The organism is Arthrobacter sp. SPT-J7, assembly GCF_059089965.1.
In genome coordinates, this window is sequence record NZ_JBNHFF010000001.1 from 1 (window position 1) to 14,048 (window position 14,048).

Consider the following 14,048-nt stretch of genomic DNA (forward strand, 5'->3'; position numbering starts at 1 on the left):
GGCGGGGCGGGCGGGCGTGCCGCCGCGAGTGGTACCAGCCCGAGGCGCGTTGGCCGGCTGCGGGCGGGTGCCCGGCCGCGGCGTTTTAGGTGTACTCACTCGTTACCTCCGTTTTCCGGCGCCGGCGTTTCGGCTGCGGACTGCGTCATGTCTGCGTCCAACGGTACTTCATCGTTGGCCTGCGGCGCAGTTTCGGCGTCGGTTTCGGCATCGGTTTCCGCGTCGATCCCGGCGTCGATTACGGTGCCGTTTTCGGCGTCGATTGCGGTGCCGTTTTCCGGAGCTTCCGGAGCATCCGGATTCTCGGTATCTTCCTCGTCGCCGCCCAGACCCCGCTCGGAATTCCGTGCCACGGCAATGATGCGGTCCTTCTTGTCCGGCTTGGCGAAAATGACGCCCATGGTGTCGCGGCCGCGTGCGGGAACGCCGGCGACGGACGAGCGGACCACCTTGCCGCTTTCCATCACCACCAGCACCTCATCCTCTTCCTGGACAATCAGTGCGCCGACCAAGTGGCCGCGTTCTTCTTGGTACTTGCCCACCTTGATACCCAGGCCGCCGCGGCCCTGGACACGGTACTCGTCGGCCAAAGTCCGCTTGGCGTAGCCGCCTTCGGTGACGATGAAGACGTAGGAGTCGTCGCGCACCACGCCGGCCACCAGCAGCTCGTCGTCCTCGCGGAACTTCATGCCGGTCACGCCCGAGGTGGCCCGGCCCATCGGCCGCAGGGCTTCGTCCGTGGCGGTGAAGCGCAGCGACTGGCCCCGGCGGGATACCAGCATCATGTCGTCGGTTTCGGAGACCAACCGTGCCGACACGAGTTCGTCGCCTTCGCGCAGGTTGATCGCGATGACACCGGCTGAACGGTTGGTGTCATAGTCTTCCAGCCGGGTCTTCTTGATCAGCCCGCGTTTGGTGGCCAGCACCAGGTAGGGAGCCTGCTGGTAATCCTTCAGGTCCATCACCTGGGCAATGTGCTCATCCGGCTGGAACGCAAGCAGGTTCGCTACGTGCTGCCCCTTGGCGTCGCGTCCGGCTTCGGCCAGCTCGTAGGTTTTGGCCCGGTACACCCGGCCCAGGTTGGTGAAGAACAGCAGCCAGTGGTGCGTCGTCGTGACAAAGAAGTGCTCGACGACGTCGTCCCCCCTCAGCTGGGCGCCGCGCACGCCCTTGCCGCCGCGCTGCTGCGACCGGTAGTTGTCGCTGCGGGTGCGCTTGACGTAGCCGCCGCGGGTAATGGTGACCACCATTTCCTCTTCGGGAATGAGGTCCTCCACGCTCATGTCCCCGCCGTAGCCCATCATGATCTGGGTCCGCCGGTCGTCACCGAACTTCTCGGTAATCTCGGCCAGTTCCTCGCTGACAATGCTGCGCTGGAGTTCTTCGGAGGCCAGGATGCGGTTGAACTCTTCGATCATGCGTTCCAGTTCCGCGTGGCGGTCCTGGATCTTTTGCCGTTCCAGCGCGGCCAGGCGGCGCAGCTGCATGTCCAGGATGGCCCGTGCCTGGTCTTCGTCAATATCGAGCAGCCGCATCAGGCCCTCGCGGGCTTCTTCGGTGGTGGAGGAGGCACGGATCAGCGCAATGACTTCGTCCAGGGCATCAAGAGCCTTAAGCAGGCCGCGCAGGATGTGCGCTTCTTGCTCGGCCTTGTTCAGCCGGAAGCGGGTGCGGCGGACAATGACTTCCAACTGGTGCGTGACCCAGTGCCGGATGAAGGCATCCAGGGTCAGCGTGCGCGGCACGCCGTCGACGATCGCCAGCATGTTGGCCGCGAAGTTTTCCTGCAGCGAGGTGTGCTTGTAGAGGTTGTTCAGCACCACCTTGGCCACGGCGTCGCGCTTGAGCACGATGACCAGGCGCTGGCCGGTACGGCCTGACGTCTCGTCACGCAGGTCTGCGATGCCGGCGACCTTGCCGTCCTTGGCCAGTTCGGCGATCTTCATCGCCAGGTTGTCCGGGTTGGCCTGGTAGGGAAGTTCGGTGACCACCAGGCAGGTGCGGCCCTGGATCTCCTCCACATTGACCACGGCCCGCATGGTGATCGAACCACGGCCGGTGCGGTAGGCGTCTTCGATGCCCTTGTGCCCCAGGATCTGCGCCCCGGTGGGGAAGTCAGGTCCCTTGATCCGCTGGATCAGGGCCTCGAGGAGCTCTTCGCGGCTGGCGGTCGGGTTTTCCAGATACCACTGGACGCCGGCGGCCACTTCGCGCAGGTTGTGCGGCGGAATGTTGGTGGCCATGCCGACGGCGATGCCCGAGGAGCCATTGACCAGCAGGTTCGGGAAGCGGGCCGGCAGGACGGTGGGTTCCTGGTTCTTGCCGTCATAGTTGTCCTGGAAATCGACGGTGTCTTCGTCGATGTCGCGGACCATTTCCAGCGCCAGCGGGGCCATCTTGGTTTCGGTATACCGCGGGGCGGCAGCGCCGTCGTTGCCGGGCGAACCGAAGTTGCCCTGTCCCAGCGCCAGCGGGTACCGCATGGTCCAGTCCTGGATCAGGCGGACCAGGGCATCGTAGATGGCCATGTCGCCGTGCGGGTGGTACTGGCCCATGACCTCGCCCACCACACGCGCGCACTTGTTGAAGGAGCGCTCCGGCCGGTAGCCGCCGTCGAACATCGCGTAAAGCACGCGCCGGTGCACCGGCTTGAGGCCGTCCCGGACGTCCGGCAGGGCGCGGCCCACGATAACCGCCATGGCATAGTCCAGGTAGGACCGCTGCATTTCGGTCTGCAGGTCGACCTGCTCTACCCGGTCGGTCAGGATTTCGCCCTCGATCGGCTCTTCGCCGATGCCTTCCGGAAGGTCCGGCGTCTCTTCGTCGCTCATCGTTTAAGTTCCTTTACGTCAAAGCCTGGTCGCGGTCCGCTGCTAGGGCCCGCCAGCGGCGGACCCCAGGGGACACGCTAGATATCGAGGAAGCGGACGTCCTTGGCATTCTGCTGGATGAAGGAGCGCCGGGATTCGACGTCTTCGCCCATCAGCACCGAGAAGATCTGGTCCGCTGCGGCGGCGTCCTCCATGGTCACCTGCAGCAGCGTGCGGTGGTCCGGGTCCATGGTGGTGTCCCACAGTTCCGTGTAGTCCATCTCGCCCAGGCCCTTGTACCGCTGGATGCCGTTTTCCTTGGGCAGCCGCTGGTTGTTCGCCAGGCCGCGGCGTACGGTTTCGTCCCGTTCGCGGTCGCTGAACACATAGTCGTGCGCGTGGTTCGACCACTTGATCCGGTACAGCGGCGGCTGCGCCAGGTACACGTAGCCGTGTTCGATCAGCGGACGCATGTACCGGAACAGCAGGGTCAGCAGCAGCGTGGTGATGTGCTGGCCGTCCACGTCGGCATCCGCCATTAGGATGATCTTGTGGTAGCGGGCCTTCTCGACGTCGAAGTCCTCACCGATGCCGGCGCCGAACGCGGTAATCATGGACTGGACTTCGGCGTTGCTCAGGGCCCGGTCCAGTCTGGCCCGCTCCACGTTCAGGATCTTGCCGCGCAAGGGCAGGATGGCCTGGGTTTCCGGGTTCCGGCCGCGGACGGCCGAGCCGCCGGCCGAGTCGCCCTCCACGATGTAAATTTCCGACTTGGATGGGTCACGGGACGAGCAGTCCTTGAGCTTGCCCGGCATGCCGCCGGATTCCAGCAGACCCTTGCGCCTGGTGGACTCGCGGGCCTTCCGCGCGGCCAGCCGGGCCTGCGATGCCTGGATCGACTTGCGGATCACGTCGCGGGCGGGACCCGGGTTGCGCTCCAGCCAGTCGCCGAGCCCGTCCGTGACAACGCGCTGCACAAAGCCCTTGGCCTCGGAGTTGCCCAGTTTGGTCTTGGTCTGGCCCTCGAACTGGGGCTCGCCCAGCTTCATCGAGACGACGGCGGTCAGGCCCTCGCGGATGTCGTCCCCGGTGAGGTTGTCGTCCTTCTCCTTGATCAGGTTCTTTTCCCGCGCGTAGCGGTTGATCAAGGACGTCATCGCGGCGCGGAAACCTTCTTCGTGGGTGCCGCCTTCATGCGTGTTGATGGTGTTGGCGTAGGTGTGGACGCTTTCCGAGTAGGAGGTGGTCCACTGCATCGCGATTTCCACCGAGAGCTTCCGCTCCGTGTCCTCGGTTTCGAAGGCAATGACTTCGGGGTGGATGACTTCCACCTTTTTGGAGGAGTTCAGGTGGGTGACGTAGTCCAGCAACCCGTTGTCGTACTTGTAGACGACTTGGCGGTGTTCCTGCGTGGTCTCGACCTCGGAACCGGCGGAGTCCAGGTCCACGTCTTCGCTGGACGGGGCGTGGGTTTCCGGGTGGCGTTCATCGGTCAGGATGATCTTCAGGCCCTTGTTCAGGAAGGCCATCTGCTGGAACCGGGCGCGCAGCGTCTCGAAGTCGTACTCGGTGGATTCAAAAATTTCCGGATCGGCCCAGAAGGTCTGCGACGTGCCGGTCTCGGTGGTTTCCTCACCGCGGCGCAGATCGCCCACCGGCATGCCGCCGTTGGCGAACGACTGCTGCCAGACGTAGCCCTGGCGGCGGATCTCAGTTTCCACCCGTGCGGACAAGGCGTTCACCACGGAGATGCCGACGCCGTGCAGGCCGCCGGAGACCGCGTACCCGCCGCCGCCGAATTTGCCGCCGGCGTGCAGGATGGTCATGACCACCTGGACCGTCGGCTTGCCTTCGGTCGGATGCATGTCCACGGGGATGCCGCGGCCGTTGTCCACCACCCGGACACCGCCGTCGGCCAGCAGCGTGACTTCGATGGTGTCGCAGTAGCCCGCAAGTGCTTCATCAACGGAGTTGTCTACGACTTCATAGACCAGGTGGTGCAGACCACGCGGACCGGTGGAACCGATGTACATGCCTGGCCGCTTGCGGACGGCTTCCAGACCTTCGAGGACGGTGATGTCGCTGGCGTCGTAATGCGTGCCGTCGTTGCCCTCTGCCATTGCGGGTTCTGCGCCGGTGTTTTCCAGCTCGTTGTCCTCTGCCACAGTTGCCGTTGACTCCTTGTGTTCCGTCCGGATGGACTCGTGTGTCGGCGCCCCTCCAGCGTGAGGACGGGCGCCGCCCAGTCAATTCTACCGTGTCGGGACGGTGAATCCTGCACGAACATGGCTCTAAGCGGCACGGAAACCGGCTTTTAACGCCGCCACCGGGTGCCGTATGGGACGGTGTATGTCCGTAGGCCCCCGCAGCGCTCTGCATGCCGTTTACGCAAGCGCGTCCCGGATGGTTCCGGAAAGCACGCTTCGTCGGTTCGAATCAGCCGTAGGTATCCCGCGGTCCGCGGCCGCTGACGGTGCGTTTACCCTTGCGCCAGTTGGGCGCGGCGGGCGCCAGTACCTGAATTTTGGTCACGACGCCGGGGCCCAACTTGTCGGCGAAGCGCTTCAGTAAGTCACTGTTTAGCAGTCTCAACTGCGTGGCCCAGGCGGTGGAATCGCAGCGCACTTGCACCGTCGTGTCCTCGAAGCTTTCGGGCCGGCAGTGGGCCGCAATGTCCGGGCCAACCAATTCATCCCACCGCGAAATCACTGACCCAACCGCCACGGGGGAGTTCCAGCCGCGTTCTGCGATGAACCGGTCGAACACCCTGCCCAAGCCCTGCGGATCGCGGCCGAAGTCCTGGGTCGCAGCAGCGGGCCGGTTACCTCGGGATTGACGACGGCGGCTGCTGGCCCGGGTGCGCACGTCGCCGCGCGCCGCTGCAGCCAGGCGCACTCTGTTAAGGACCGCTTTCGCCGCGTCCAGGTCTTCCTCTGCATCTGCTCCGTCGGCGGGCTCCACTGCCGGCGTCCCGGCCGGCTGTGGACGCCCGGCAATCTCCGGCAGGCCGGATTGGACCGGCTGGCCTGCCTGTTCCTGCGGGTTCAGCCGTCGCTCAGACGGTTTCCTGGCCACTGGCCACGCCTCCCGGAACCACCTTGAACTGTTCGCCGCTCAGCGCTTCGGGGATGTCTTCGGCCACGGCGGCGGTCACGATCACTTGCTCGGCGCCGGCAACGATGCCGGCGAGCTTAGACCGGCGCTGGCTGTCCAGTTCGGCAAAGACGTCGTCCAGAATCAGGACCGGGGCCGCGCCGGGGGCAGGATCGTCTTCGCAGAACACGTAGTAGGACGCCAGCCGCAGGGCCAGCGCCAAGGACCAGGTTTCGCCGTGGGAGGCATAGCCTCTGGCCGGCGCCTGTCCCAGCATTAGTTCGAGCTCATCGCGATGGGGACCCACCAGCGAGATGCCGCGCTCCACTTCGCGCTTGCGTTGCTGTTTGAAGGCGGCAAGGTAGAGCTCTGCCAGTTCCGCAGTGCTCAGGGTCGCCAACGGCGGAAGGCCGGCGCCGCCGTCGTTCTCCACCTCGCCGTCATCCGATAATTGGCTGTGGATGGTGGACCGGTACACGGCGGCAGCCCGCTTGGAGCCATCCGTCAGCGCCGCATAGGCCGCGTCCAGGTGCGGCTGCAGGAGGTCCACAAGGTCCAGCCTCGCCTTCAGCAGCGCGGCTCCGGCCTCCGCCATGTGCTGGTCCCACACCTCCAGTGTCGCTTCATGGGCGGCGGTGAACCGTCCGCTGGCGCGGGCGGACTTGAGCAGCGCATTGCGCTGTTTGAGGACGCGTTCGAAGTCGCTGCGGGTGGCCGCGTGATGCGGAACCAGGCTGGCCAGGAGCTCGTCCAGGAAGCGTCGGCGGTTGGACGGGTCGCCTTTGACGAGTGCCAGGTCCTCGGGAGCAAAGAGCACCGTGCGCAGGTGGCCCAAAATGTCGCGGGCCCGCACCGGAGCGCCCCGGTTGATGCGCGCCCTGTTGGCCTTGCCGGCGGTGATTTCAAGTTCCAGCGCGGTGCTGCGTCCGCCGCGGTCTACCCTGGCGCGCACCAAGGATCGCGGGCTGTCGAATCGGATCAGCGGTGCGTCATTGCTGACCCGGTGCGAGGAGAGGGAGGCCAGATAGCCGATGGCCTCGACGATATTGGTCTTGCCGACCCCGTTGGACCCGACAAACACGGTGACGCCCGGTTTCAGGGCGATGTCCAGCTGCGGGTAGGTGCGGAAATCAGTCAGCGAAAGGAATTCAACAAACAATGCGGTACTGCTACTTCGGCTCGGGGCCGTGGTTGGGCTGGGGCTGGCCGGGCTTTCGGACGGCATGCCCGCCAAACTGATTGCGCAGGGCAGCCACCATTTTCATGGCGGGGGCATCTTCTTCGCGTGATGCGAACCGGGCAAACAACGCGGCGGTGATGGCCGGGGCGGGAACGGCGTGCGCAATGGCTTCTTCGACCGTCCACCGTCCTTCGCCGGAGTCCTCGACGTAACCGCTGATCTGGCTCAAGCCGGGGTCCTCTTCGAGGGCCTTCACCATCAGGTCCAGCAGCCAGGACCGGACCACCGTCCCTTTTTGCCAGGCTCGGAAGGTGCCCGGGACGTCCTTGATGATGTCCTTGGCTTCCAACAGTTCGTAGCCCTCGGCGTACGCCTGCATCAGTCCGTATTCGATCCCGTTGTGCACCATTTTGGCGTAGTGGCCGGCACCGACGTCGCCCACGTGGACGAAGCTTTCCTCCCGTGGACCTTCCGGCCGCAAGGCGTCGAAGAGCGGCATCGCTGCCTCGACCAGCTCGGCACGTCCGCCGGCCATCAAGCCGTAGCCGTTCGCCAGACCCCACACACCGCCCGATACACCGACATCGAGGAAGCCGATCTGCCGGTCGGCCAGAAGCGCTTCATGGTCCCGGTCCGCGGTGAACTTGGAGTTCCCGCCGTCTATGACCAGGTCCCCGGCGGAGAGCTTGTCCGCCAGTTCGATAATGACTGAGTCGGTAACCGAACCAGAAGGTACCATCACCCACACGGTGCGCGGGACCGGCAGCGCCTGGAGCAGTTCGTCAACGGATGCGGTGTCGCTGACCTCGGGGTTGCGGTCATACCCGGTCACCTTGATGCCGCCGTCCCGAAGCCGCTGCCGCATGTTGAAACCCATCCGGCCCAAGCCGATCAGTCCGATGTGCATGGTACTCACTCTTTCCTCTCGTCGATGGGCGGCTGGGGCGGCTACTGGTTGGGCAACCTCACTGGCATCAGCAGGTACCGGTAGTCTTCCTTGTCCTCGCCCTCGAGATCGTCTTGGGCGGATATGACCGCAGGCTTAGGCGGCGTGGTGAAGGAAAACCGGACATATTTGCTGTCGAACGCGCTCAAGCCTTCGGAAAGGTAGTGCGGGTTGAAGGCGACAGTGATCTCATCGCCCGACAGCGCGGCTTCAATCGCCTCGGAAGCCTGGGCGTCTTCGCCGGTTCCGGCGTCCAACGTCAAGAGGCCGTCCGTGAAGGCCAAGCGGACCGGGGTGTTGCGCTCGGCCACCAGCGAAACGCGGCGGACGGCTTCGATCAGGGTGGTCGTCTCAACGGTCGCGTGGATCGGCGTGTTGTCCGGGAACAATGAACGGATCTTCGGATAGTCACCGTCCACCAGCAACGACGTGGTGCGGCGGCCGCCGCTTTCGAACCCGATCAGTTCGCTGTTGTCGGACAGGGCAATGTTGAGATCGCCGGATCCACCCAGGGTCTTGGCCACCTCGCTCAGCGTCTTGGCTTTCACCAGGGCGCTGGTGGAAATGCCCGGAGTGCTCGGGCGCCAGTGAAGTTCCCGCAGTGCCAGCCGGTAGCGGTCGGTGGACAGCAAGGTGATCAGATCGCCTTCGATTTCCATCCGGACACCGGTCAGGATGGGCAGCGTGTCGTCACGGCTCGCCGCAATAATCACCTGGCTGACGGCTTGGGCGAAAGCTTCTCCGTCCACCACTCCGCTGACATCGGGCAGGGCCGGCAGTTCCGGATAATCCCCCTCCGGCATGGTGGCCAGGTTGAACCGGCTGTTCCGGCAGGTCAGCGCGACTTTTGAGCCATCGGTTTCGATGTCGACCGGGGCTGAAGGCAAGCTGCGGCAGATATCGGCCAAGAGGCGTCCGGATACCAGGATTGTTCCCTCAGCGGAAACGTCCGCCGGAATCTGCAGACGCGCCGAAATCTCGTAGTCGAAACTGGCAAGGCTGACCATCCCGCCTTCAGCACGAATGAGCAGGCCCGACAGCACGGGCACCGGCGGACGAGGTGACAGGGAACGGGCTGTCCATGTCACGGCTTCCGCCAGAACATCCCGATCAACTCTGAACTTCACTGAAGTAAGCCGCCTTTCACAACGAACATGCTGGGGAAGGCCGCCTGCGGTGGCCTGGTGCAAATGCTTGGACTACGGCATCAGGCTGAAGCAGATGGCAACAATTCTCTGTGCAAGCTTAGCCGCAGCAACGGTCAATGCGCACCGGGAGCACGGCGACGTTCGCTTCAGCTGTTCTGCGGGGCGTCCGGGAACTGGGACAGGGTCAAATGTTATTTGAAAGAACTTCAAATATTGGGATTCGTAGTGTTAATAACAGCTGTGGATACTGTGGATAACCTCGGTCTTGCTTGCTGCCGCGCGGAAGTTGCCTGTTCACAAGATGTGTAGGGAGATCGAAGACCGTGCTGGGCGGCTGTGGACGAAAATCCGTGGGATTTCGCGCATCCACAGGCAACAGGGTAGTTGTCCTCTTAAGTACCGGGGTTCTCCACTTAACTATCCACAGCCTTATCCACACCTGTTAATTTCAGCGGTGTAGTTCGAGTCTGCAGGCGCCGGTGAGGCTAACTGTCGCGCTGCTGCTGCTTAATGCGGTTAGTCAGCTCCGTGACCTGGTTGTAGATCGCGCGGCGTTCCGCCATCAGCTCGCGGATCTTTCGGTCTGCGTGGATGACGGTGGTGTGGTCGCGTCCGCCAAGCTCCTGGCCGATCTTCGGCAAGGACATGTCGGTCAGTTCCCTGCACAAGTACATGGCGATCTGGCGTGCTGTCACCAGGGTCCGGGTACGGGACTTACTGGTCAGTTCCTCCATGCTGAGCTTGAAGTAGGCCGCCGTCTGGCCAAGGATCGTCGCCGAAGTGATCTCCTGCGCGCCCTCGTCGGTGATGAGGTCTTTGAGCACGATCTCGGCAAGGCCCATGTCCACTGCCTGTTGATTCAGGCTGGCAAACGCAGTCACCCGGATCAGTGCGCCCTCTAGCTCGCGGATGTTGGTGGAGATCTTTGAGGCGATGTATTCGAGGACCTCATCGGGCACGGACAGCCCCTCGCTGATGGCCTTCTTGCGCAGAATAGCGATACGGGTCTCCAGCTCTGGCGGCTGGATGTCCGTCAACAGCCCCCATTCGAAGCGGGACCGCATCCGTTCTTCGAATCCGGAGAGCTGCTTCGGCGGCAGGTCCGAAGTGATCACTACTTGCTTGCTGTGGTTGTGGAGAGCGTTGAACGTATGGAAGAACTCTTCCTGGGTCGCATCCTTGTTGGCCAGGAACTGGATGTCGTCGATCAGCAAGATGTCGACGTTGCGGTACAACTGCTTGAAGCTGGCGCCTTCATCGTCGCGGATGGAGTTGATGAAGTCGTTGGTGAATTCTTCGGAGTTGACGTACCGGACACGAATGCCGTTGTAGAGATGGCGGGCATAATGCCCGATTGCGTGCAGCAGGTGCGTTTTGCCCAGTCCGGAGTCCCCGTAAATGAACAGTGGGTTGTACGCCTTGGCCGGGGCTTCGGCCACCGCTACAGCAGCCGCGTGTGCAAAGCGGTTGGACGAGCCAATGACGAAGGTATCGAAAATGTACTTAGGGTTGAGCCGGCCCAGTTCCTGGGATGTGCTCTCCTTCGGCGGTTGGGGCAGTGCCTCGTTCCGCACGACTGACGGAGCCGACCGAGGCTCTTGTTCGGGTTCTGGTTCGGCCTGCGGAGCCATATCCGTGTCGACGCTGAAAGCGCACAGGATATCGTCCTTGAAAACTTCGAACAGCGCGTCGTGCAGCGGTTCCTTGAGCTGCTGCGACTGGAAGACTTCGCGGGTCAGTTCGTTGGGGAGTGCAACCAGCAACGTCGTCCCGATCAGTCCCTTTGCTTGGGCCAACACGATGAACCCGCGCTGCCTGGGCGTGACGCGATCGTCCTGTTCCAAGGTGCGGACCACTTTGCGCCAGGAACTTCCGACGTCGTTTATTTGGTCCGTGTCCACCTAGATACCCCTCAGAAGCTCATCTTGCTTCGGCCTCTGCCGACAGCGTGCCCGAAATCCACAGACTTATTCACAGACGGTGGATAAGGGGCTCCTGCAAGCGTAGAGCATGATTCTGCTTGATAACAGCTGGGATGCAGGGGCCTGTGGACGCTGTGCCCGGAGTCCTAGGAACCGGGCGCATCGCGTTTTCGCTAGAGTTGTCCACAGGTGTTATCCACGGAAACGCCCGGGGGGCGAGACTGCTGGTTTGACGGTTCTTGCCGCCATCGCCTAACGTTGACTAGTCCTTCATGTCTACTTTGGTATCCGTGCACGCCTTGCGTCCAGGTCCTGAAGTAGGCGCCTATATAAGAGCGTCGACCTGTTCTTCCCCCTGTTGCAACGGGTCCAACCGCATCTGTCGATCGTCTTGGAGTAACCACCGTGAGCAAGCGGACTTTTCAGCCGAATAACCGCCGTCGTGCCAAGAAGCACGGCTTCCGCCTTCGCATGCGCACTCGCGCCGGCCGCGCCATCCTGGCAGCACGCCGCAGCAAGGGCCGTACCGAACTGTCGGCCTAAATAGCCGGTTTGTCGATCCGGCTGTGAGGTTCCGTTCCCGCAGCATCGCATCTCGGCCAGCTGCGTAGCGCCATGCTTTCCAGCCAGCACAGGATGCGCGCATCGGCGGACTTCTCAACAACTGTCCGTTCCGGCGTCCGATCAGGGCGCCGGAACTTGGTGTTATATGCGGCAGCTGTTAAGCCGGTCGAACCGACTGCCTTTGGCTTCATCGTCTCTAAGGCTGTAGGGAACGCCGTCATCCGCAACCGCGTTAAAAGAAGACTGCGGGAACTCGCAGCGGCTAGTCTGAGGGACAATCAGTATGCCCAAGGACTCGCGGTTGTTGTGCGCGCTCTTCCGGCAGCGGCCAGTGCGGACTTCGACGCGCTGGAACATGATTACCGGAAGGCGCTCAAAACGGCCGTGATCAAGTTGACTGCAACGTCTACTGCGCCTGCGCGCGTTGTGCCCGAGGAGAAGGGATGAGCGGCATGAGTTCCACCGCCCGTTGCACGCAGGCTTCCTCTCCCACCGCCACCGCCAAGCGGATCCAGACGATCCCGCAGTCCGTTTTGATTGGCGCTCTCGCCGCCTACCGCAAGACCATTTCGCCGCTGTATGGCCAGGTGTGCCGCTTTTTCCCGTCTTGTTCTGCCTATGCCCTTGAAGCTGTGACCGTTTATGGTGCCACCAAAGGCAGCTGGCTGGCTGCGCGGCGGTTATGCCGATGCCATCCCTGGAATCCCGGAGGCGTCGACCATGTTCCGGCATCGCCTTCCTTTGACCTGTGGCTGCAGGAAAACCCTGCCAGAATCCCCCGGATAATCGAACTTAATCACCCAGTGATTCCGGCCGACGATGAAGGCCGCGAAGCGGCTTGAGGAGTAAATAGACAATGGACTTCCTGAGCACGATCCTGCTGCCTTTCACTTGGGTAGTGTCGTGGATCCTGTGGGCGTTCCACGCCGGCCTGTCTTGGTTGGGGTTGGATCCGGCCAATGGCTGGACATGGACTTTTTCGATCATCGGCCTCGTGTTGGTGATCCGCGCCGCCCTCATCCCGGTCTTCGTTAAGCAGATCAAGGCCCAGCGGGGAATGCAGGCCCTGCAACCTGACCTGCGCAAGTTGCAGCAGAAGTACAAGGGAAAAACCGATCAGCTTTCGCGTCAGGCCATGACGCAGGAGCAGATGGCGCTGTACAAGAAGCACGGGACCAATCCGTTCTCGGCCTGCTTGCCGATGCTGGTCCAGATGCCATTCTTCTTCGCGCTGTTCCGGGTGCTCAGCACCGCCTCGCATGCCAGCGCAAATGGCGAGGGCATCGGCGCGCTTTCCCCCGAACTCATCCGGCAGTTCGATGCGTCATCGATCTTCGGCGCCCCGCTATCGGCGTCCTTGCTTCATGGCGGTGGTGGAGCCAACCAGGGCGCGGTTGTTGTCCTGTCGATCATCATGATCCTGGCGATGACGGCATCGCAGTTCATCACTCAGAAGCAGATCATGGCCAAGAACATGTCTGCCGAAGCCATGCAGTCACCGTTCATGAAGCAGCAGCAAATGATGTTGTACATCCTGCCGCTCGTCTTCGGCATCGGTGGCATCAACTTCCCGATCGGTGTTCTGATCTACTGGACGACCACCAACATTTGGACCATGGCACAGCAGTTCTTCGTTATCCGGCGCATGCCTACCCCTGGTTCGCAGGCTGCACGCGAGTTGGCGGATCGGCGCGCAAAGAAGGGCTTGCCGATGGTTCCGCTGCTCGGTGAGCGGAAGACAGAGGAGCCTGCTGTCGAAGCCCCTGCGGAGCCGAAGGGCCAGCGCCATCAGCCACAGCGTAAGAACAGGAAGAGAAAATGAGCAGCGAAAGCGTATCCGAAGTGACTGAAGAACTTTCCGGCGAAGCAGCTGCGGCAGACGAACAGGAGGAGGCTGCCGTTTCGAATTCTGCTAAGCGTTTGGACGAAGAGGGAGACGTAGCTGCGGACTACCTCGAGGAACTCCTCGACATCGCTGACATCGATGGCGACATCGACATCGAAGTACGCAATGGTCGCACCTACATCTCGATCGTTTCCGAAGACGAGGACAACGAGGCCCTCAAGGCGCTCGTAGGGACCGACGGAGAAGTACTCGAGGCCTTGCAGGAGCTGGCCCGGTTGTCTGTCCTGACGTCAACTGGCAGCCGTTCGCGGTTGGTTTTGGACATCACCGGCTACCGCGAAGGCCGCAGCAAGGAACTGCTCAAGATCGCCCAGGATGCGGTCGCCGAGGCAAAGGAATCCGGGCAGGATGTGGCACTGGAGCCGATGAGCGCCTATGAACGCAAGATCGTTCATGACGCCATCGCTGACCTTGGGCTGGTCAGCGAATCAGAGGGCGAAGGCTCCAACCGCCACATTGTGGTGTCGGTGGAGTCCTGA

At 62.7% G+C, this 14,048-nt stretch carries 11 protein-coding genes and 1 pseudogene; 5 read left to right on the top strand and 7 right to left on the bottom strand.

Translation table 11 applies throughout. The features are described 5' to 3' along the window. Positions 1 to 95: 95 nt before the first annotated feature. From gyrA to dnaA, 7 genes and pseudogenes are all read right to left on the bottom strand, one after another. Positions 96 to 2,831 (bottom strand): DNA gyrase subunit A, encoded by a 2,736-nt coding sequence (gene gyrA / locus AC5RWX_RS00005; RefSeq protein ID WP_493943857.1) that lies wholly within the window; start codon positions 2,829 to 2,831, stop codon positions 96 to 98. Positions 2,832 to 2,908: 77 nt separating this feature from the next. After that, complete coding sequence (gyrB, locus tag AC5RWX_RS00010; RefSeq protein WP_493944203.1) at positions 2,909 to 4,930, bottom strand: DNA topoisomerase (ATP-hydrolyzing) subunit B; 2,022 nt, start codon at positions 4,928 to 4,930, stop codon at positions 2,909 to 2,911. A 316-nt stretch (positions 4,931 to 5,246) separates the two neighbouring features. Then, positions 5,247 to 5,771 (bottom strand): DciA family protein, encoded by a 525-nt coding sequence (locus tag AC5RWX_RS00015; RefSeq protein ID WP_494077957.1) that lies wholly within the window; start codon positions 5,769 to 5,771, stop codon positions 5,247 to 5,249. 94 nt (positions 5,772 to 5,865) lie between these two features. Continuing rightward, positions 5,866 to 7,062, bottom strand: coding sequence for a DNA replication/repair protein RecF (gene recF / locus AC5RWX_RS00020; RefSeq protein WP_494077928.1), 1,197 nt, complete (start codon positions 7,060 to 7,062; stop codon positions 5,866 to 5,868). Positions 7,063 to 7,072: 10 nt separating this feature from the next. Then, positions 7,073 to 8,008 (bottom strand): annotated as a pseudogene (gnd, locus tag AC5RWX_RS00025) (phosphogluconate dehydrogenase (NAD(+)-dependent, decarboxylating)); the annotation flags it as partial. Between the two features lie 23 nt (positions 8,009 to 8,031). After that, on the bottom strand, positions 8,032 to 9,156 hold the full coding sequence (gene dnaN, locus AC5RWX_RS00030) for a DNA polymerase III subunit beta (protein ID WP_493940595.1): 1,125 nt from the start codon (positions 9,154 to 9,156) through the stop codon (positions 8,032 to 8,034). 506 nt (positions 9,157 to 9,662) lie between these two features. Beyond that, complete coding sequence (gene dnaA / locus AC5RWX_RS00035) at positions 9,663 to 11,078, bottom strand: chromosomal replication initiator protein DnaA (RefSeq protein WP_494077927.1); 1,416 nt, start codon at positions 11,076 to 11,078, stop codon at positions 9,663 to 9,665. A 426-nt stretch (positions 11,079 to 11,504) separates the two neighbouring features. Between dnaA and rpmH the strand changes: the two genes are divergently transcribed. The 5 genes from rpmH (at position 11,505) to AC5RWX_RS00060 (ending at position 14,048) form a co-directional block, all read left to right on the top strand. Then, positions 11,505 to 11,642, top strand: a complete 138-nt coding sequence (rpmH, locus tag AC5RWX_RS00040; RefSeq protein WP_127513203.1) for a 50S ribosomal protein L34 — start codon at positions 11,505 to 11,507, stop codon at positions 11,640 to 11,642. 72 nt (positions 11,643 to 11,714) lie between these two features. Next, complete coding sequence (gene rnpA, locus AC5RWX_RS00045) at positions 11,715 to 12,110, top strand: ribonuclease P protein component (RefSeq protein ID WP_494077926.1); 396 nt, start codon at positions 11,715 to 11,717, stop codon at positions 12,108 to 12,110. A 5-nt stretch (positions 12,111 to 12,115) separates the two neighbouring features. Beyond that, positions 12,116 to 12,505 (top strand): membrane protein insertion efficiency factor YidD, encoded by a 390-nt coding sequence (yidD, locus tag AC5RWX_RS00050; RefSeq protein WP_493944204.1) that lies wholly within the window; start codon positions 12,116 to 12,118, stop codon positions 12,503 to 12,505. A 14-nt stretch (positions 12,506 to 12,519) separates the two neighbouring features. Continuing rightward, positions 12,520 to 13,485 (top strand): membrane protein insertase YidC, encoded by a 966-nt coding sequence (gene yidC / locus AC5RWX_RS00055; protein WP_493940598.1) that lies wholly within the window; start codon positions 12,520 to 12,522, stop codon positions 13,483 to 13,485. Continuing rightward, positions 13,482 to 14,048 carry a Jag family protein gene (locus AC5RWX_RS00060; protein WP_494077925.1) on the top strand — a complete coding sequence of 189 codons (567 nt, stop codon included), beginning with the start codon at positions 13,482 to 13,484 and terminating at the stop codon, positions 14,046 to 14,048. The genes yidC and AC5RWX_RS00060 overlap by 4 nt, the downstream gene beginning before the upstream one ends.